Source organism: Brevundimonas pishanensis, from assembly GCF_022750635.1.
Lineage (GTDB): Bacteria > Pseudomonadota > Alphaproteobacteria > Caulobacterales > Caulobacteraceae > Brevundimonas > Brevundimonas pishanensis.
The window spans coordinates 21,488-38,482 of the sequence record NZ_JAJKBG010000002.1 but is presented as its reverse complement, the minus strand read 5'-3'; the positions used below and the strand labels follow the sequence as shown (position 1 = coordinate 38,482).

Sequence of the window (16,995 nt, the reverse complement as noted above, 5' to 3'; positions counted from 1 at the left end):
GTGGCTTACGCGAGATTCCCATGTCCCCTGCTTCGATAAAACTGCGCCGTATGGCCTGCGCTATGGGTGCAGCCTTTGCGATGTCGGCATTTGCCGGTGAAGGCCTCGCGGAGCCGGTTCTGGTGACGTCTCCCTCGCCTCTTCCGCTGGACCACAACCTGCCGCGCGTGTTCATGGGCGGCAGCATCGACATGGGCGGCGCGCCAGACTGGCAGGCCGCCATGACCCGCGCGCTGTCGGATATGGATGTGGTGATCTTGAACCCGCGTCGTCCGGACTGGAACCCTGCGTGGAAGCCCGAAGCGTCCGAGCCGGAGTTCCGCCGTCAGGTGGAATGGGAACTGGCCGCACTGGAAGCCAGCGACGTCATCGTCATGTATTTCGCGCCCAGCACCCAAAGCCCGATCAGCCTGCTGGAAATGGGCCTGCACGCTCGTGGCGGAAAGCTGATCGTGCTGGCCCCCGATGGCTTCTGGCGAAAGGGCAATGTCGACATCACCGCCGAGGCCTATGGCGTGCGTCAGGTCCGGACGATGGAAGAGCTGACCCTTGCTGTGCGCGAAGCCTTGGCAGAAGCCGCGACAAAGGGGCGCTTCGCCCGCTAGAACACGGGCTTGGCGACCATCAGCCAATAGATGCCGATTACCCCTGCAAAGGCGGGCCATCCGAGGATGAACCATGTCCGGAACAGGCGGTGATAGCGCTCGGGCAAAGGTAGCCCATCAGCAGCGGCAGCCTTTGCCAGTTTGGCCATCTGCATCTGGATCCACACCACCGGAAGCCAGCAAACGCCCACCAGCCCATAGAGCGCATAGGCCGCGACCAGCCACGGCTCGAACAGGCCATATCCCTGAAGATGGATGAGGCCCAGCCCGCTGATGGGCTGAACCACCACAGCAGACGCGGTAAACAGGAAGTCTGCCAGCACGACGATGGCACCGACCGAGGCGACCGTGGCCGCGTCCTTGGTCAGGTGGGCGCGAACCATGAAGAAGGCGATGCCCGCGCCCGTGCCGAACAGGACGGCACCGGACATGATGTGAATGATCTTCAGCAGCTCATACATGGATCAGCGCCTCGCATCCGTGGCAGCCACAAACAGGCACAACGCCATCATCGGCAGAACTTTGAGCCACGGCCCCAAGGGGTTGAACCAGTAGTGCGGCAGCAAGACCGTGGCGGCGATCAGATAACCGACTGTGGCGAGGAACATCATCGTCGCTACCCGTGCCGTCCAGGGCCTGACGAACAAGGCCAGCCCCAGTACGACATCCAGCAGAGCACCGAACCAAACAATCGGCCACGCCCATCTCGCCGCGGCGGACTCGCGGATAATAGCAAAGGATTGTTCCCACCCCGCCGTATAGCTGATCACGCCAGTGAGCAGCCAGAACAGCCCAAGGGTCAGGATTGCAATAGGCCGGACCGCCCACAGGCGTGCATGCCAAACGTCCTGAACGCCCGCAGGATTTTCCGAAAGGAAACGGCCAAATCCGGTGGCACGGATACCCAGCCGCTCGGCCCAGTCGCTGTCCTGCCCTGCGGCCCCGTAATCCAGTTGCTTCATCGAAGTGGTGCGCAGAGGGGACGGCCAACCCAATCGCCCCAGAATATCGCCCACCCTAATGGCCGGCGCGGCCATCCAGCGCGGAACGCGCACGACAGGTGCGGGGTTTAACCCCAGCCACCCCCGATAAAGCGCAAGTGTCTGGGTCATCGTCACAGTCTCGGGACCGGCGATTTCCACGACCTCGCGATTGATTATTGGCGTGGACGCCAGACGGACCACTACCTCTGCCAGATCGGAAAGCGGAACGGGTTTGAACTTTTGATCGCCCCCGACAACAGGCATCGCCAGCGGCATGGCCGCCAGCGCGCGGAGAAAGCCTGTCCCCCCGAATGCCGCACGATCCACCACCAGTGACGGTCGCAAGATCACCCAGTCCAGTTCCGAGGCCATCACCATGGCCTCCGTTTCGGCCTTGGAGGTTGCGTATTCCGTACCAGCGGCCGCGTCTGCTCCGACAGCGGACAGGTGGATAAGACGGCGAACGCCGGCGGCCTCGCACGCAGCGATCAAGGCGCGGGGCCCCTCGACGTGGGCGATGCGGTTGCTGTCTTTACCGCCGTCCTGCAGCACGCCGACGCAGTTCACCACCGCCTCGACATCTTCCAACAAGGGTGCCCACGCTTGGGGTGTCGTCAGTGCGTGAAAATCGGCCTTCACCCACTCGAAATGCGGGGCCCGCAGTCCGGCCGAGAGGGGGTTACGCGCCCCCGCCCTGACCTGCCAACCAAACGACGACAGGGCGGCGGCTATGCGCGAACCAATGAAACCATTGGCCCCCAATACCAGGATACGCTTGGACATACAGTCTCCCCCGAAACTTTGATCAATCAGCCGATTACGCGGTCGGAAACATCGACGCCGGTCGGTGGCATGGCACACCATGCCTCTCCCCTGAACTTGCGTCGGTTCCTCGCCAGCCACGTATAGGCCCGGTCACGCACCGGACGCGGCACGAGCCACGCCAGAACACCCAGCCGATACGGAAGCGGCAGCCCCGCCGCCAAGCGGATCACCCCGTCAGACATGCCAACAGCTTTGCCGTCCTCGATCACCAGCATGGTCGCCGGGTCATCGACGTCCAGACCATAGTGATCCAGCAGGGCTCGCCCCAGCGGCGACGGCGTGGGCAATAAACGAAAACGCGGACCATGCTTGAGCAAGGTCCGCGCAGAATGTGAGCAGAGAGCGCAATCGCCATCAAACAGGACCACCGGCCGGTCGTCCGGAAAGGACGGGACGGTAGGGTCGTCGCGATAGCTATACGCTCTCTGCGTCATATGTTTTTGGCCGAAGCCTTTGACTTAGAACGGGATGTCGTCGTTCAGGTCATAGCTTTCCTTCGGACCCGACGGACGGTTTGCACCGCCGGTCGAGAAGCCCGACGAGTAGTCGTCGTCATTACGACCGCCGCCTTGGCCACCACCGTAGCCGCCGCCCGAGCCGCCTTCCGAACGGCCGCCCAGCATGGTCAGGGTCCCGTTGAAGCGCTGGAGGACGATTTCGGTCGAGTATTTCTCGACGCCCTGGGCGTCGGTGTATTTGCGGGTCTGCAGCGAGCCTTCGACGTAAACGGTCGAGCCCTTCTTCAGATACTGTTCGGCCACTTTGACGATGTTCTCGTTGAAGATGACCACCGAGTGCCACTCGGTCTTTTCCTTGCGCTCGCCGGTGGCCTTGTCGCGCCAGGTTTCCGAGGTCGCGATACGCAGGTTAGCGACGCGGTCGCCCGAGTTCAGGGTGCGGATTTCCGGATCGCGGCCCAGATTGCCGACCAGAATAACCTTGTTGACGCTGCCCGCCATGACCGATGTCCTTTTGTTCTTTTAGCCCGCCATTCTGCAAGCAGTTGGCGGAATGTTCCATTTATGTTCCGATTTCGCAACCGGAAATGTCGTGTTCGTTAGGGAGCGATTGCAATCGGTCGCCCGTCGATCTCGCGCTGAATTGCACCGGGAATGGCGAGTCGTCCATCGCCCGTGCGTGTCAGGGCAAAGAAACGCGGTCCGGTCAGCGATTTGCTCATCTTCACGCCCTGACGGTCGATGAAAATAAACTGGCCCTGATACGCCCCGATCAGATCATTGTTCGAGCCGCCCATGCGCAGGAATTTGATCCGCAACTCTTCCAGACGCGCCGCGCAGAACTCGATCTGCGGCTGGTCCCGAGCGACAACGTTGAAACGGATGCCGTTCTTCTGGGTCGCGTCATCGCCCAGATGGTAGCAGATGCCTGCATCCATCGGAGCCTCGACCGGCTTTTCGCAGGCCGAAAGGCCCAAAGCGGACACAGCAGCCAGAAGGCCAACTTTAACGAAAGAGCGCATTACAGCCTCGGGAACTGGCATTGGCGGTTTTGTTCGGTGAAGGTGCGGAAGCTGGCGTTGTCGTTCGAGCTTTCGACACGTCGCGGGACCAGTCGCAGCGTCACATCATTCCAGCGACCGTATTGAGCTTCGCCCGGCGTGCGAACGCAAACACCGGCGTACAGCGCCTTGACGCAGTCCGCCTGACTTAGCCCCTGCCCCACCTGACGCCACTCGTTACCGACATGGCGCAGGCACACGCCATCGGTCGAAGCGTTGGTGACAGCCGGTGCCGTAGTGGTCGACGGGCGCTCGGGCTTGGGCTGAACATCGACGACCGGCTCTCTGGGCGGCGGCGCGAATGAAGCGGTCGGAGCTGCGGCCAAGGCGCCGGTTGCATCCAGACCGACATCCAGCGTGTCTTTGGCCACGCCATTGCGCTGGGCGCAGTTGGCCAAGGTCGCCATGCCGACAAACTGGCCACCGACATAGCAGCGCAGTTCGCGGGTCGCTTCCAGCGCAGGCGCTTCGGCCAGATCGATCTTGAGACCGCCCTCTGCAGCCGGAGGCTTAACATTCGGGTCGTTCGGTTTACCCGCGCCGAACATGAGGGCGGCACCGGCACCTGCCAGTACGGCAACGCCTACGCCCACAAGCACGATCGTGCGGGTATCTTTTGGAAAAGCCATGCGGCCCTCTACGCGATTAATGGCTTCAATAACCCCGCAGAAGACACTCGCGTCAACTAAAGCCTTGCGAAGCTTAGCTCGTTAGACGCGCCAAAGCGGCCTGATAGTTGGCAATCTGGTTTGACCAGTACGGCGAAGCGGTGCCGGTATTGGTGTTCTTGCTGGCGTTAAGCATGGTCGGGCTCATGGCGCGATAGGCTTCGCGGACGGCGCGCAGGGCCGACTGGACATAGTCCCGCGCACGCAGAGCAGCGTCGGCAGATGACAGGTTCAGCGAGGGCGGCAGTTCGATCCCCACCGTTTTTCGCTTGTCGTCACCCTTGCCGATGAAACCCGCGGAAATGCCCAGACCGGCCAGTGCGTCCCGCCCTGTCTCGCCACCCGATATCAGCGCGCCCTCGCGGTTGTCAGCATTGGTGATAGTCAGATACTGACCCCCGCCTGCCAGCACGCGGTTGTTTGCGTCATCTGAGCTGCCTTTGTCGCGCTCGGTCGACACGGTCACCTTTAAATGGCGGCCCGATGCCGTCTCGATTTTCGTCGCCAGGGTTTGCAGCGTGTCCTTGGCGTCGATGGTGACGGCGGTTTTGCGCCCGGTGTTCGGGTTGGTCACATAGAAACGATCGCCCGCCCGGAGCGCGGTGGAATCCACAAGCTTTTGCGAAACGTCCTGAACAAGTTCGCCACTGGGAAGGCCCAGTTTGTCCAGTACGCTGGTCCCTGTTTGCGAGACTGCCAGAGCCATCGGCTTGGCCTGTTGTTTCTCGCCCGTCCACGTACGATTCCAGTCGACCGTTCCCGTCTCGGCATCGATCTTGGCCAGATAGGCGATGTGGGGGTCGCTGTCTTTTGCGGTCTTGTCGCGGTCCCACGTCCCGGTCACCCACACATCGCCGTCGATGATCTTTACGTCCGCAGCCGAGTCTTCGCCCGCGCCGCCGTAATAGGTCAGGCGATCAGCCCCTGAGGCCGCGAGGTCTGTCGACAGGCTGGCGACGAAGACGTCTGTTCCACCGGCATGGGCACGGTTGATGGTGCCAGCATCAAGGCTGCCGTTCTTGGTGGCCCCCGAAACGATAAGCTTCCCTTTGGACACCGCGATTCCGGCCACTTCGCCACCAATCGCAGCGCCTAGATTTCGGGTCGACAACAGTTCGGGCGCACCACCTGTTCCGATACGGAACTGGCGAACAACGAAGCTGCCGTTCTCGACGCCGGCCGTATAGAGGTTGTTCCCGTCCACAGTCATGGCCTGAACGTTGTCATCGCCAATGGTGCCGAACTGGGTAGTGCCCAATGCGGTGGCGGTGACGGGTCCGTTCGGCGTGGCTTGCGAGACTCCGAACGTCTGGACGTAGCTGTCCCAGCCCCCCGAGGCAGAGGCCCCGGGCATAGCCGACTGGGCCCGTCCGGAAACATAGACGCGGCCATCGGCTCCGAACGAGACGGCTGTCGCCTCGTCCGCCGCCTTGGCACCGCGCGATTGGGTCCATTGCTCGACGCCCTTGTCGTCAAACACGGTCACGAAGCTGTCGCTCAGTGAGACATTGGCAACCGTCTGGCCCGGAACAAGGCCACCGGTGACGGAACCGGCCACAGCAACCCGACCATCATCGGCCACAGAGATTGCATAACCGGCAGCCGACGAGGCGGCACCCAGCCCGCGACTGACAATGACCTGCCCTGCCGAATCCAGTTTCATCAGCACGACATCAGACTGCCCGCGCACACTGTGCCCGTTAACGTCGTCCGTGACGTCGGCAACGATCCATGTGCCCCCGTCCGCCGCCGCCGCTGAGGCGCGCACGGTCGAGATACCTTTTGGCAGTGATGACTGGTCGATGCGCCCATCGACCCAGTTGGTCTCGCCGATACCCGGGCTGCCGCCCGCCATACCCGAGGGATCGAACTTCAAGGCCTGAACTGCATTGGTTACGCCAAACCCCTGAATGACGCTGACCGAAGTGCCGGTATTCACCGCGCTGAAGCCGACCGTCTCGGTCGAGCTTCCTGTAACGGTCATGCCCCAAGAACTGGTTGTGGACGGCAAGGTTATGGTCTTGCTGCCGACTGTCATAGTCTTGGGCTCGCCGGGGATTTCCTGACGCGAGAAGCGCGTCTCGACGCCTGCGGCTTCAAGCTTGCTATTGATATGGCCAACCACCGCATCAAGCGTGCGGGGGGTATCGCCCATCTGGCCCAGATCGATGGCAATCGACTGGGTACCCGACGCAGTCCGGATGCTGATATTGAAGCGAACGTCGCCCTGATAGGCGGCGACCGGCTCGGTCAGGCTTCCGCTGTGTATCGTCCCCGTCTTATAGACGTGGTTGTCCTTGGGGATGACCGTCGTGCTCTGCGAGCGGGTCGAGGACACGCCGTTCACCAGCCGAACAGTGTCCACTTCCGAACCCGCAGTGGCGAGGTAGTTGGAGATTTCCTTCAGACCGGCATCAAACCGCTTTTGCAGGTTGGCGGCTTCGGTCTTGGAAATACCCTTCTCCATGCCGCGCAGGGCTAATGCCTCCAGCATCTGAAGGCCGGTATGCATCGCGAAGAGGGTTTTGTATTCGCTCGAATTCTTGGTGCGCAGATCGAGCTTGTTCGCACCTTCATCAATGAAGCGGCTGCTACCAATAGCCTTGCGCAAAAGCTCGGACGCCGTCGGCTGCTTGCTGGCGCTCGAAGTGCTCCAAGGGGCTGTCGGCTGTGCCTTTACGGCAGACGCAGATGTGCCGGAGGTGCCGATACCGTATGGATCGCCCCCGTACAGACCCAACAGGTAACTGTTGTTGACCCGCATCTGCGCAAACTCCCTAGCCCTAGCTTTACAGTATTCGTGGCGCGAAATCGTTAACTCGCGGACGTTTTTCCAGCGCACACGCCAGACGCAAAAGCGCCGGCCGCGACATGTCGGGCCGGCGCTTGAGGAAAGTCGTTTTCGGGGATTAGCCTTGGAACAGCGACAGGATCGACTGCGGTGCCTGGTTGGCGATCGACAGAGCCGAGGTACCCAGTTGTTGCTGGACTTGCAGCGCCTGCAGACGGGCGCTTTCCTTGGCCAGATCGGCGTCGACCAGGTTACCGACGCCAACTTCCAGCGAGTCCATCAGCTTGCCCACGAAGGTGGTGTGACGCTCGATCTGCTTGGCTTGAGCGCCCAGCTCGGCCAGCTTTTCGCTGGAGGTCGCCAGTGCGTCGGTCACTGCGGTAAGTGCCGTCGCGGGATCGGTCGTGAGATCCAGACCCGACAGGCCCAGTGCATCGGCATCCAGCGCTTGTGGCGTCAGGGCGATGGTCTCGCCGCCATCGGCGCTGGCGATGAATTCGAGGTCGGCGGTCAGAGAGTTGTCGAGGATGTTCTTGCCATCGAAGGTCGCGTTCTTGGCAAACGACGTGAGCGACGCCACCAGCGTCTGGAACTCGTCGTTATAAGCCTTCTTCGAGGCGTCCGAAGCCGAAGGGTCCGAGGCAGCAACTGCCTTTTGCTTCAGTTCGGTGATGATGTCCGAGATTTGCGAACCGGCTGCCAAAGCGACGTCGGCGATCGAGGTTGCGCGGTTGAGGCTGGTTTTAACAGCTTCCAGCGAAGACGTGTCGGCGCGCTGGTTCTGGGCGATAGCCCAGGTCGCGGCGTTGTCTTTTGCGCCTTGCACCTTCAAGCCCGTGCTGACGCGGTTTTGGACCGCACCCAGCTTGCTGTTGGTGGAGTTGAGGTTTTGCAGCGCAATCAGCGCCGAGCTATTTGTATGAACGCTTGTGGTCATGGCTTTAAGCCCCCGGACTTTCTGTACCGCTTCCCTCATTAACCATGACTCATGAGCGTATGGTTAACGCCATGAAAACCACGATTACGCCTGCCGGAGCGATTCCGGAGGCGCTGGAAAGTAGACCGACAGTGTCCGGCGGGGTCAAGGCGACCACTGAATTTCAATCAGCAGGCGAACTCCGGACCGCGGTTTAAGCCGAGGTTTTGACCAGCCCGCCCTGTTTGTAGCTGGGATCGGTGATCATCTTCTCGACATGCTCGTTGGGGAGCTGGCGAATGACCTCACCAGTGTTGGTATCCAACACCTTATAAACAAAGCGGTGGGACGAGACCGGCTCGATGACCAGTCGCTGTTGGCCCAAAGCCTCGGCAGATTGCGCCGAGCTCTGCGATGCCGATGCGGGTGCCATCGCATCATTGCGGGGTGGCTCGGTCAGTGCGTTTCCTACGCTGCTGATAGCGGAGATATTGTCTGCCATATCTGTTCGCGCCTTTTGCGCGTCCTTTCCGTTCTAGTGATCGAGACGGGCAGGTTTCCCTGCCCGTCCCCATCAGGGTTATCGGAACAGGCCGAGGAGCATGCTGCTCGACGAGTTCGCAATCGACAGCGCCTGCACACCCAGCTGTTGCTTGGTTTGCAGAGCCGTCAGCTTGGCGCTTTCCTTAGCCAGGTCAGCGTCAACCAGGTTGCCGATACCGGCTTCCAGCGAGTCCTGCATCTTGCCGACGAAGGTCATCTGGCGATCCAGCGACTTCGACTTGGTGCCAAGGTCCGCGAGGGTCGAGGTAAAGGTGTTCAGCGCGGTTTCGACGTTGGCGGCGGTATAGGCCGTCTTCTTCGCCGCGTTGTCGGCCGGAGCGGTCCAGCCGCCTGTGCCGTCTGCGGTACCGCCAAACACCAGCGAGGCCGACGACGCAGTGCCGCTCGCAGCCTTCAGCTCGAACTTGTTGTTCGCCGAAGCCGTGTTGATGGTGACCGAGATAGCGTCGGTGTTAGCCTTGAACAGGTTCACACCGTCGAAGGTCGCGCCAGCCAGAGCCGTGTGAACTTCTTTCGCCAGAGCGTCGAAGTCCGCCATCAGCTTGGTTTCGGTGTCCGAGTCCGCCACAGCGTCCTGGATCGAAACGGCGAGGCTCTTCATTTCGGTCAGGGCGTCGACGACGGTTTCACCCGCAGCCAAAGCCACGTCCACGATCGACTGACCGCGTTGCAGCGATTGCTTCACTGCGTCCTGTGCGCCCATTTCAGCGCGCTGCGACGTTGCAATCGCGAAAATTGCACCGTTGTCCTTGGCAGACGACACCTTCATGCCGGTGTTGACGCGGTTCTGGGTGGTTTCCAGGCCCTTGTTCGTCTGGTTCAGGGTTTGCAGAGCGACGAGAGCGCCACGGTTCGTGTTGATCGAGTTGGCCATTCTGGCCTCCTTGTTTTTTACAAAACGCCGCCTTTTTGGCGGCGGGCGCATTTTGCGCCGGTCACAGTACTGAGGTGATCAGGAAGGGGTGTCGCCGCTTTCGGCAACGACACCCTCTCCTACCGATTACCGGAACAGACCGAGCAGGATGCTGCTCGACGAGTTCGCGATAGAGAGCGCCTGCACGCCAAGCTGCTGCTTGGTTTGCAGAGCCGTCAGGCGAGCGCTTTCCTTGGCCAGATCCGCATCGACGAGGTTGCCGATGCCGGTTTCCAGCGAGTCTTGCAGCTTGCCGACGAAGGACAGTTGACGATCCAGCGACTTCGACTTGGTACCCAAGCCGGCCAACACGTCCGTGAACGAGTTGATCGCGGAATCGACATTTGCCGCAGTGCGGTTGGCCACAACCGAGATGTCCGCATCACCGTCGGTGATCGGATCGACTGCCGTGCCGTCGTGCAGCGAGAAGGTGCCGCCTTTGGTATTGGTCGAAACCGATACTGCGGTGGTGTCCGTGAACAGGTTCACGCCATCGAAGGTCGCGCCGGCAATCGCGGTTTGAATCTCCGTCACCATGGCGGTGAAGTCGGCATTCAGCTTGGTTGCGGTGTCGCCGGAAGCATCCTGGATAGCGACGGCCAGACTTTTCAGTTCGGTCAGGGCATCCACGATGGTTTCGCCGGCAGCCAGTGCCACGTCCACGATCGATTGACCGCGTTGAAGCGACTGCTTGACCGCATCCTGGGCACCCATTTCAGCGCGCTGCGACGTTGCAATCGCGAAGATTGCACCGTTGTCCTTGGCCGACGAGACTTTCATGCCGGTGTTCACGCGGTTCTGCGTGGTTTCCAGCGCCTTGTTCGTCTGGTTCAAGGTCTGCAGAGCGACGAGAGCGCCGCGGTTCGTATTGATCGAGTTGGCCATTCTGGCCTCCATGTTTCACATTTTGTGAACCCGCGTTTTACGGCGGGGCGAGCCTTGCGCTCGTTACTCAACGCTTGCTTTTACTGGGTATTCGAGGTGGTCAGGGTCGGGAGATCCGACGGATGTGAAGGTATCTCCCTCCCCTACGTGTTAGCGGAACAGGCCGAGCAGGATGCTGCTCGACGAGTTGGCGATCGATAGTGCCTGCACGCCAAGCTGTTGCTTGGTTTGCAGAGCGGTCAGGCGAGCGCTTTCCTTGGCCAGATCGGCGTCGACGAGGTTGCCGATACCGGTCTCTAGCGAGTCCTGAAGCTTGCTGACGAACGACAGTTGACGGTCCAGCGACTTCGACTTGGTGCCGAGATCGGCCAGCACGGTGGTGAAACCGTTGAGAGCCGTGTCGACATTGGCCGCAGTGTAGGCCGTACGCTTGGCTGTCGCGTCCGCAGGCGGATCCCACGCACCGGTTGCCGGGGTCGGCGAGCCACCGAAGGCAAGACCGGTTGCCGCAGCCGCCGTAGCAGCCAGTTTCAGGGTGAACTTGTTGCCCGTGCTCGCGGTGTTGGTGGTGACCTCAACCAGAGTGCCGGTCTTGAACAGGTTCACGCCGTCAAAGGTCGCACCGGCCAGAGCGGTGTGGATTTCTTTGACGATGGCGTCGAAATCGGCCAGCAGCTTGGTTTCACTGGACCCACCCGCCGTCGAGTCCTGAATGGCAACCGCCAGACTCTTCAGTTCGGTCAGCGCGTCGGTCACGGTTTCACCCGCAGCCAGCGCCACATCCACGATGGATTGACCGCGTTGCAGGGACTGCTTCACGGCATCCTGAGCGCCCATTTCCGCACGTTGCGAAGTCGCAATGGCGAAGATGGCACCGTTGTCCTTGGCCGACGAAACCTTCATGCCGGTGTTCACGCGGTTCTGCGTGGTTTCCAGCGACTTGTTGGTCTGGTTCAAGGTCTGCAGCGCAACAAGTGCGCCACGATTGGTGTTGATCGAGTTGGCCATTCTGGCCTCCATGTCACGTTGTTTCCTCGCCATTTTGGCAAGGTTGGGCCTTCTGCCCGCACACACGCTTACTGGTTACTGGATACTCTTTCTGGATGGTCTAGGTGGGCGAAGACAGCCCCCTCAAAGGCGGCTGTCTCGTAGAAATCAGCGGAACAGGCTCAGGACGATCGAGCTGGACTGGTTGGCAATCGACAACGCCTGGACACCCAGTTGCTGCTTGGTTTGCAGCGCGGTCAGCTTGGCGCTTTCCTTGGCCAGATCGGCGTCGACGAGGTTGCCAATGCCGGTTTCAAGCGAGTCCTGCATCTTGCCGACGAAGGTCAGTTGGCGGTCCAGCGATTTGGACTTGGTGCCGAGGTCGGCCATGACGCTGGTGAAGTTGTTGATGGCGGTTTCGACGTTCGCAGCCGTGCGGGCCGTCAGGGTGTCGAAGTTGAACGCCGTACCCGTGGCGTTGATCGTCGGATCAATCGAACCATCAGCGGCAATCGCGCCCGATGCGGTACCGGCGGCGGCCTTGACGGTGAATTTGTTGTTCGAGCTGGCGGTGTTGATCGTGACTTCGACGGCCGCAGCATTGGCCTTGAACAGGTTCACGCCATCGAAGGTCGCACCGGCGACAGCCGAGCGGATTTCGGTCACCAGCGCCGAGAAGTCGGCGTTCAGCTTGTTGGCAGTGTCCGAGCCGGCGACAGCGTCTTGAATGGCGACGGCCAGGCTCTTCATTTCGGTCAGGGCTTCGACAACCGTTTCGCCAGCAGCCAGAGCGACGTCGACGATCGACTTACCACGCTCGATGGATTGCTTGACGGCATCTTGCGCGCCCATTTCGGCGCGTTGCGACGTAGCGATGGCGAAGATTGCACCGTTGTCCTTGGCGGACGAAACCTTCATCCCCGTGTTTACACGGTTCTGGGTTACCTCCAGCGAACGGTTGGTCGCGTTGAGGTTCTGCAGTGCGATCAGCGCACCACGATTGGTGTTTACCGAGTTGGCCATTCTGGCCTCCTATGTGTGTTTCACTTCGTGAAGCCGTCGCCATTTTGGCCACGGGAGCATTTTGCTCGCTACGCATAGGTGCAAACGTCAGGCCAACTGCCAAACCGTTGCCATATCAGGACTCGAAGGGCGGACTACGCCTGCCTTCTAGAACGCACTAGGAAAAATATGCCCACCAAGACCGGCAGAACTTACCGGGTGGCGGCATATATTGCCGACCAAAGGAAAGAGGGGGCGGTTGAACCGCCCCCTTTGGCAGGCTGCCATTCCAGCCCTCCTCCTTCGCGATTAGCCGCGGAAGAGATTGAGCAGGATGGAGCTCGACTGGTTCGCGATGCCCAGAGCCTGCACACCCAGCTGTTGCTTGGTCTGCAGCGCGGTAAGCTTCGCGCTTTCCTTGGCGAGATCCGCGTCCACCAGATTGCCGATGCCGGTTTCCAGGGAATCCTGGAACTTGTCGACAAAGGTCATCTGGCGACCCAGCGACTTCGACTTGGTGCCGAGGTCAGCCATGGTCGACGAGAACGACGTAATCGCAGCCTCAACCTTGTCCACGCCATAGTCGGTCAACGCCGACGGGGTTGCACCCGCGGTCGGAGTTGCCTTCGGAGCCCAGGCGCCCGTGGCCTGGTTGAACGTACCAGCCGCACCGGCAGTACCCGCCGTGCTACCGAATGCCAGGTCCGCAGCCGTCGCAGCAGCACTTGCTCCCTTAATCTCGAACGTATTGTTCGCGGCAGCAGTGTTGATGGTGACCTTGATACCGGCGGCATCCGTCGCCTTGAAGACGTTCACGCCGTCAAAGGTAGCACCGGCCAGAGCCACGTGAATTTCCTTCACCATGGCTTCAAAGTCAGCAACCAGCTTCTTGGCGTTGTCACCCAGACCCGTGACGGTGGTACCGTCAGCAGCATAGGTCTTGGGCGCATCCTGAATGGCGACAGCCAGACTCTTGAGCTCCTGCAGGGCCTCGATCACGGTCTCACCGGCCGACAACGCGACGTCCACGATGGACTGACCACGCTGAATCGACTGACGAACCGCATCTTGAGCACCCATTTCGGCGCGCTGAGAGGTGGCGATAGCGAAAATGGCTCCGTTATCTTTAGCAGTGGCAACCTTCATACCGGTGTTCACGCGGTTTTGCGTGGTTTCCAGTTGACGGTTGGTCGAGTTGAGGTGTTGCAGCGCAATCAGAGCGCCGGCGTTGGTGTTGATCGAATTGGCCATTTTGGCTTCCTTGCTCACGTTGTGTGGCCAGCGCCATTTTAGCGCCGGGAGCATTCTACTCGCGCGATGAAGCCGCAATCGACGCGCCACAAACCAGCGCTCCTTAATATTTTAACCTATTGATTTTAGGCAATTATTTTACACAGCAATCGGCATCGCGAATGCCATTAACCGGCAGAGGAAAAACCTGCCCGGTTAATCTTGCCTAGCCCAGTCCGTTCGCATACGGCGTTCGGTCATAATGACCTCAAGCGCCAGTGCTCGCGCCGCGTCGCAGGCCGCCAATTGTGCACCCCGCTGCATATAGGCCTGTTCCAGGTCAGCCAGCGTGGCTGTAGCACCTAGGCGGGCAATCTGGCACGGCGTTGTCACCTCAGCGGGCAGCACCACCTGCGGGCTGACAGGCACCGTAACCGGCACCTTCGCACACGAGGCGGTCATGCTGGCGAAGGCGCTCAAGACGAGCATCGCCCAAAGTGATTTGGCCTGTCGGGTCATCCCCCGCCTCCCCTGCCAGTTTCCCTGTGTTTTGCGCCAAGTCGGAGCGGCGGAGCGCGCCCTCCGCTTGCAGCGTCTCCAACCGCGCGTTCTCGCTGGCTTCAAGATGGCGGGCCCGCTGCTCTTGCGCACCCGCTTCGGCCTGTCGCCGCAACTGCTCCATCTTGCGCGCTCTCAGGCCCAAAGGATCAAACCCTGCAAAGGCCACCAACAAGACCGTCAGAACCGCCGCAACCGCTACCCAGCCCACTGGTGTCAGCACCCTGTTCAAGCCAGTCATGGATAGATCTTCCGGCACAGCTCGAAGTGTGGGCCATCGCGTAGACTGGGCCAGTCGCCGCCCCACACAACCGGCACCGACAATTCGTGGGCGGTCGCCTTAACCGCCTCGGCAATGCGGGGGTAAAGGGGCCAGTCCCAGCGGATTTGCCCATCGACCCATGCGGCCAAGTCCACCGCGTGGCCGCTAAGATGACGGCTGTTTTGGGTGCGGCTTGCCCCCGCTTTGACAAGCGCTGCCTGACGTTGGGGCGAGCGCAGTCCCTCGATGACCATGAAATCCACCGGCGTGCGCTGGATCGCCAGCTGGATCACGCGGACAAGATCGGGATGGACACCGCTCAGGCTCTGGAGCGAGCGCTTGGACAGGCGAAAGCTCATTGGCCACCCGCCTTGTGGCCACGCGCCAGGTTGACCACCTGCTGGGCCGACGGCGCGACCAGATAGAGCAGGCTCATCAAAGCCACGAGCCCCATGAGGCCATCCGCCAGATGCCGAACCTGCTCCGGCGGCGCGCGATGTACCGCATCGCGCAGCAACAGCCAGATCAACATGGTCGCCAGATAGACATAGAGCCTGCGCCACACCCATCGGCCCTCGGCCAGATTGGGACGTGCAGAAGATGGGTTACGCATTCACATTTCCTCTTCAAAGCGGGATTTTCGCGGACGGGTCTGGCGCCAGTCGGCACCGATCTCGTCGAGGCATTCGTCAGCGCTCAGCCGATCAGGTGCGTCCCAGATCTCCGCGTCCAACAGCAGCTCGGACAGGTCGTCGCCGGTTACATCGCGGGTCATCGGATCAGCCCACAAACGTCAGGCGAACGACGCCCGAGGCCCCGTGGCCGCCCGCGCCCCCAGCGCTGAGACCGGCACCGCCACCGCCGCCGCCTGCACCAAACTCGGCCCCGTCGCCCCCCGCAAAGCCGGACGACTGAGCGCTGGCAGCACCGCCGCCGCCGCCTCCGCCCAGCCACCCGAGATCAGGCAGAACCGTTGCAGGTGCTGCTCCGCCCACTGCCACGTTACTGCCCGCCCCCCCTTGAGATGGGACGCCGCAGGGATGGCCGACGCCGCCGCTTGTACCTGAGCTGACGACGTCTGTGCTGCTGAGGCTTCCGCCGTAGCCGCCACCGCCAGCCGACGAAGGACATTCCGCGCGATTGGTGGGAAGGCCGGAACTGGCCATGCCACCGGTCCCCCAGCCGCCAGCACCGCCCTGTCCCGCAGTGCCCCCGCGCCCGCCACTTGCCTTCAGGACAAGGTGGCCGTGGGTCGTGATGGTGGTGTCACCGCCATGCGCGCCCGAAGTGGTGCCGCCGGTGCCCACAACGATGTTCAGCGGCCCGAGGTGCTCGGCAGCCCAGATGGCATGGCTGACCCCACCCGCACCGCCACCGCCACCACCGTGACGCACTGTGGCCGCTGTGCCGGACATACCCTCGGCACCCGCTCCGCCCGCCCCTATGCAAACCGCCTCGACCCAGCGTGCCCATGCCGGAACGCTCTGTGTGGCGGACGACGCTACAACCACCGTCTCGCGCCGCGAGGCGCCGGAGGCAAACCAGACCCGTCCCGTCGAGCGATCGACGCGCAGCGCTTCGTTCCACGTCGTACCGTTGGCGCTGACTTTGAACCTGAAATCGTCGTCGCCCATCAGGCCGATTTCGGCGCGACCGCTCCATTGGCTTTGAAACAGGATTGATCCCGTATGGCTCGGCCCCTGCTTGTTGAGGGTGAACCGCAAGTCGCCGTCGCCATCATCTTCAGTGGGTCGTGCGGCCCACAAAGCCTTGTTCAGACGTGCGCTGAACGCATTCGTAGCGTCGGCCTCGGCCCCTACGCCCAAGCGATCAACCTGCAAAATCCCGCCTAGCGTCTCGCCCAGCCCCCGCCATGCCTCTTCGGCACGCACCAGAGTGACGCCTTCGTCCAGCACGCTCACCAGCATGCCGGAGAGCGGCTCCACCTTGACCCAGCCGCCCACGTCGGCCCGCACCAGATCACCCGCGGCCATTTCCGCCCAAGCGCCTGACGGAGTATCGCCCACCAGATAAAGGTCGCCTTCCGTAACCACGCTCGGCGGGCTGGAACGGGTGCGGCTGACCACCGCCGTTTGCACTAGAGCATCCAGACGGGTGAGCGCCTCGTTCACCGTCACATGTTTCTGCAGTTGGCCCGCCATCACATAGGGCAGGCCCAACCGCGCGCTATCGTCCGTCATTCACGGCCTCCGTTGTTCGTCGGAAGCCAGCATCCGCCGCTCGCCCGCCAAGGCGCGCAAATGGGCGCAAGCGTCGCCCAATCCCT

General features: G+C 61.7%; 20 protein-coding genes. 1 reads left to right on the top strand and 19 read right to left on the bottom strand.

From position 1 onward, the window contains the following. The first annotated feature begins 20 nt into the window (after nt 1-20). Complete coding sequence (locus tag LOX95_RS03805; protein ID WP_242913145.1) at nt 21-605, top strand: nucleoside 2-deoxyribosyltransferase domain-containing protein; 585 nt, start codon at nt 21-23, stop codon at nt 603-605. On the opposite strand, the gene LOX95_RS03800 is transcribed toward LOX95_RS03805, so the two are convergent. From LOX95_RS03800 to LOX95_RS14215, 19 genes are all read right to left on the bottom strand, one after another. Continuing rightward, nucleotides 602-1,066 carry a DUF2269 family protein gene (locus LOX95_RS03800; RefSeq protein WP_242913144.1) on the bottom strand — a complete coding sequence of 155 codons (465 nt, stop codon included), beginning with the start codon at nt 1,064-1,066 and terminating at the stop codon, nt 602-604. The genes LOX95_RS03805 and LOX95_RS03800 overlap by 4 nt on opposite strands. 3 nt (nt 1,067-1,069) lie before the next feature. Further along, complete coding sequence (locus LOX95_RS03795) at nt 1,070-2,371, bottom strand: SDR family oxidoreductase (RefSeq protein WP_242913143.1); 1,302 nt, start codon at nt 2,369-2,371, stop codon at nt 1,070-1,072. 26 nt (nt 2,372-2,397) lie between these two features. Further along, the gene (locus LOX95_RS03790; RefSeq protein WP_242913142.1) at nt 2,398-2,847 is read right to left on the bottom strand and encodes a thiol-disulfide oxidoreductase DCC family protein; all 450 of its coding nucleotides are present in this window, start codon (nt 2,845-2,847) and stop codon (nt 2,398-2,400) included. Nucleotides 2,848-2,871: 24 nt separating this feature from the next. Beyond that, nucleotides 2,872-3,372 (bottom strand): single-stranded DNA-binding protein, encoded by a 501-nt coding sequence (ssb, locus tag LOX95_RS03785; RefSeq protein WP_242913141.1) that lies wholly within the window; start codon nt 3,370-3,372, stop codon nt 2,872-2,874. 98 nt (nt 3,373-3,470) lie between these two features. Beyond that, nucleotides 3,471-3,893, bottom strand: a complete 423-nt coding sequence (locus LOX95_RS03780; RefSeq protein ID WP_242913140.1) for a hypothetical protein — start codon at nt 3,891-3,893, stop codon at nt 3,471-3,473. Further along, nucleotides 3,893-4,561, bottom strand: coding sequence for a hypothetical protein (locus LOX95_RS03775; protein ID WP_242913139.1), 669 nt, complete (start codon nt 4,559-4,561; stop codon nt 3,893-3,895). Before LOX95_RS03775 ends, LOX95_RS03780 begins: the two co-directional genes overlap by 1 nt. 73 nt (nt 4,562-4,634) lie before the next feature. Continuing rightward, nucleotides 4,635-7,364, bottom strand: coding sequence for an autotransporter outer membrane beta-barrel domain-containing protein (locus LOX95_RS03770; protein ID WP_242913138.1), 2,730 nt, complete (start codon nt 7,362-7,364; stop codon nt 4,635-4,637). Between the two features lie 145 nt (nt 7,365-7,509). Beyond that, the gene (locus tag LOX95_RS03765) at nt 7,510-8,328 is read right to left on the bottom strand and encodes a flagellin (RefSeq protein WP_242913137.1); all 819 of its coding nucleotides are present in this window, start codon (nt 8,326-8,328) and stop codon (nt 7,510-7,512) included. 193 nt (nt 8,329-8,521) lie between these two features. Beyond that, a complete protein-coding gene (locus LOX95_RS03760) occupies nt 8,522-8,809 on the bottom strand; it encodes a flagellar protein FlaG (protein ID WP_242913136.1) in 288 nt (95 codons plus the stop codon). 78 nt (nt 8,810-8,887) lie between these two features. After that, entirely contained in the window at nt 8,888-9,745 is an 858-nt protein-coding gene (locus LOX95_RS03755) for a flagellin (RefSeq protein WP_242913135.1), read from the bottom strand. A gap of 126 nt (nt 9,746-9,871) precedes the next feature. Further along, nucleotides 9,872-10,669: a flagellin gene (locus LOX95_RS03750; RefSeq protein WP_242913134.1), complete on the bottom strand. Its 798-nt coding sequence runs from the start codon at nt 10,667-10,669 to the stop codon at nt 9,872-9,874. A gap of 150 nt (nt 10,670-10,819) precedes the next feature. After that, on the bottom strand, nt 10,820-11,677 hold the full coding sequence (locus LOX95_RS03745) for a flagellin (protein ID WP_242913133.1): 858 nt from the start codon (nt 11,675-11,677) through the stop codon (nt 10,820-10,822). A gap of 147 nt (nt 11,678-11,824) precedes the next feature. Then, nucleotides 11,825-12,679, bottom strand: coding sequence for a flagellin (locus LOX95_RS03740; RefSeq protein WP_242913132.1), 855 nt, complete (start codon nt 12,677-12,679; stop codon nt 11,825-11,827). Nucleotides 12,680-12,967: 288 nt separating this feature from the next. Then, nucleotides 12,968-13,909, bottom strand: coding sequence for a flagellin N-terminal helical domain-containing protein (locus LOX95_RS03735; protein ID WP_242913131.1), 942 nt, complete (start codon nt 13,907-13,909; stop codon nt 12,968-12,970). 373 nt (nt 13,910-14,282) lie between these two features. Further along, the gene (locus LOX95_RS03730; protein ID WP_242913130.1) at nt 14,283-14,687 is read right to left on the bottom strand and encodes a hypothetical protein; all 405 of its coding nucleotides are present in this window, start codon (nt 14,685-14,687) and stop codon (nt 14,283-14,285) included. After that, nucleotides 14,684-15,067, bottom strand: a complete 384-nt coding sequence (locus LOX95_RS03725; RefSeq protein ID WP_242913129.1) for a M15 family metallopeptidase — start codon at nt 15,065-15,067, stop codon at nt 14,684-14,686. Before LOX95_RS03725 ends, LOX95_RS03730 begins: the two co-directional genes overlap by 4 nt. Then, nucleotides 15,064-15,321 (bottom strand): hypothetical protein, encoded by a 258-nt coding sequence (locus LOX95_RS03720; RefSeq protein ID WP_242913128.1) that lies wholly within the window; start codon nt 15,319-15,321, stop codon nt 15,064-15,066. Before LOX95_RS03720 ends, LOX95_RS03725 begins: the two co-directional genes overlap by 4 nt. Then, nucleotides 15,322-15,483, bottom strand: coding sequence for a hypothetical protein (locus tag LOX95_RS03715; protein WP_242913127.1), 162 nt, complete (start codon nt 15,481-15,483; stop codon nt 15,322-15,324). It abuts the gene before it with no gap. Between the two features lie 4 nt (nt 15,484-15,487). Continuing rightward, a complete protein-coding gene (locus LOX95_RS14215) occupies nt 15,488-16,909 on the bottom strand; it encodes a DUF2793 domain-containing protein (protein ID WP_282452642.1) in 1,422 nt (473 codons plus the stop codon). Nucleotides 16,910-16,995 lie beyond the last annotated feature (86 nt).

Bases quoted from the DNA above. Each gene is read 5' to 3' on its own strand.
- LOX95_RS03805 (WP_242913145.1), top strand. From the start codon at position 21: ATGTCCCCTGCTTCGATAAAACTGCGCCGTATGGCCTGCGCTATGGGT.
- LOX95_RS03800 (WP_242913144.1), bottom strand. From the start codon at position 1,066: ATGTATGAGCTGCTGAAGATCATTCACATCATGTCCGGTGCCGTCCTG.
- LOX95_RS03795 (WP_242913143.1), bottom strand. From the start codon at position 2,371: ATGTCCAAGCGTATCCTGGTATTGGGGGCCAATGGTTTCATTGGTTCG.
- LOX95_RS03790 (WP_242913142.1), bottom strand. From the start codon at position 2,847: ATGACGCAGAGAGCGTATAGCTATCGCGACGACCCTACCGTCCCGTCC.
- ssb (WP_242913141.1), bottom strand. From the start codon at position 3,372: ATGGCGGGCAGCGTCAACAAGGTTATTCTGGTCGGCAATCTGGGCCGC.
- LOX95_RS03780 (WP_242913140.1), bottom strand. From the start codon at position 3,893: ATGCGCTCTTTCGTTAAAGTTGGCCTTCTGGCTGCTGTGTCCGCTTTG.
- LOX95_RS03775 (WP_242913139.1), bottom strand. From the start codon at position 4,561: ATGGCTTTTCCAAAAGATACCCGCACGATCGTGCTTGTGGGCGTAGGC.
- LOX95_RS03770 (WP_242913138.1), bottom strand. From the start codon at position 7,364: ATGCGGGTCAACAACAGTTACCTGTTGGGTCTGTACGGGGGCGATCCA.
- LOX95_RS03765 (WP_242913137.1), bottom strand. From the start codon at position 8,328: ATGACCACAAGCGTTCATACAAATAGCTCGGCGCTGATTGCGCTGCAA.
- LOX95_RS03760 (WP_242913136.1), bottom strand. From the start codon at position 8,809: ATGGCAGACAATATCTCCGCTATCAGCAGCGTAGGAAACGCACTGACC.
- LOX95_RS03755 (WP_242913135.1), bottom strand. From the start codon at position 9,745: ATGGCCAACTCGATCAACACGAACCGTGGCGCTCTCGTCGCTCTGCAA.
- LOX95_RS03750 (WP_242913134.1), bottom strand. From the start codon at position 10,669: ATGGCCAACTCGATCAATACGAACCGCGGCGCTCTCGTCGCTCTGCAG.
- LOX95_RS03745 (WP_242913133.1), bottom strand. From the start codon at position 11,677: ATGGCCAACTCGATCAACACCAATCGTGGCGCACTTGTTGCGCTGCAG.
- LOX95_RS03740 (WP_242913132.1), bottom strand. From the start codon at position 12,679: ATGGCCAACTCGGTAAACACCAATCGTGGTGCGCTGATCGCACTGCAG.
- LOX95_RS03735 (WP_242913131.1), bottom strand. From the start codon at position 13,909: ATGGCCAATTCGATCAACACCAACGCCGGCGCTCTGATTGCGCTGCAA.
- LOX95_RS03730 (WP_242913130.1), bottom strand. From the start codon at position 14,687: ATGACTGGCTTGAACAGGGTGCTGACACCAGTGGGCTGGGTAGCGGTT.
- LOX95_RS03725 (WP_242913129.1), bottom strand. From the start codon at position 15,067: ATGAGCTTTCGCCTGTCCAAGCGCTCGCTCCAGAGCCTGAGCGGTGTC.
- LOX95_RS03720 (WP_242913128.1), bottom strand. From the start codon at position 15,321: ATGCGTAACCCATCTTCTGCACGTCCCAATCTGGCCGAGGGCCGATGG.
- LOX95_RS03715 (WP_242913127.1), bottom strand. From the start codon at position 15,483: ATGACCCGCGATGTAACCGGCGACGACCTGTCCGAGCTGCTGTTGGAC.
- LOX95_RS14215 (WP_282452642.1), bottom strand. From the start codon at position 16,909: ATGACGGACGATAGCGCGCGGTTGGGCCTGCCCTATGTGATGGCGGGC.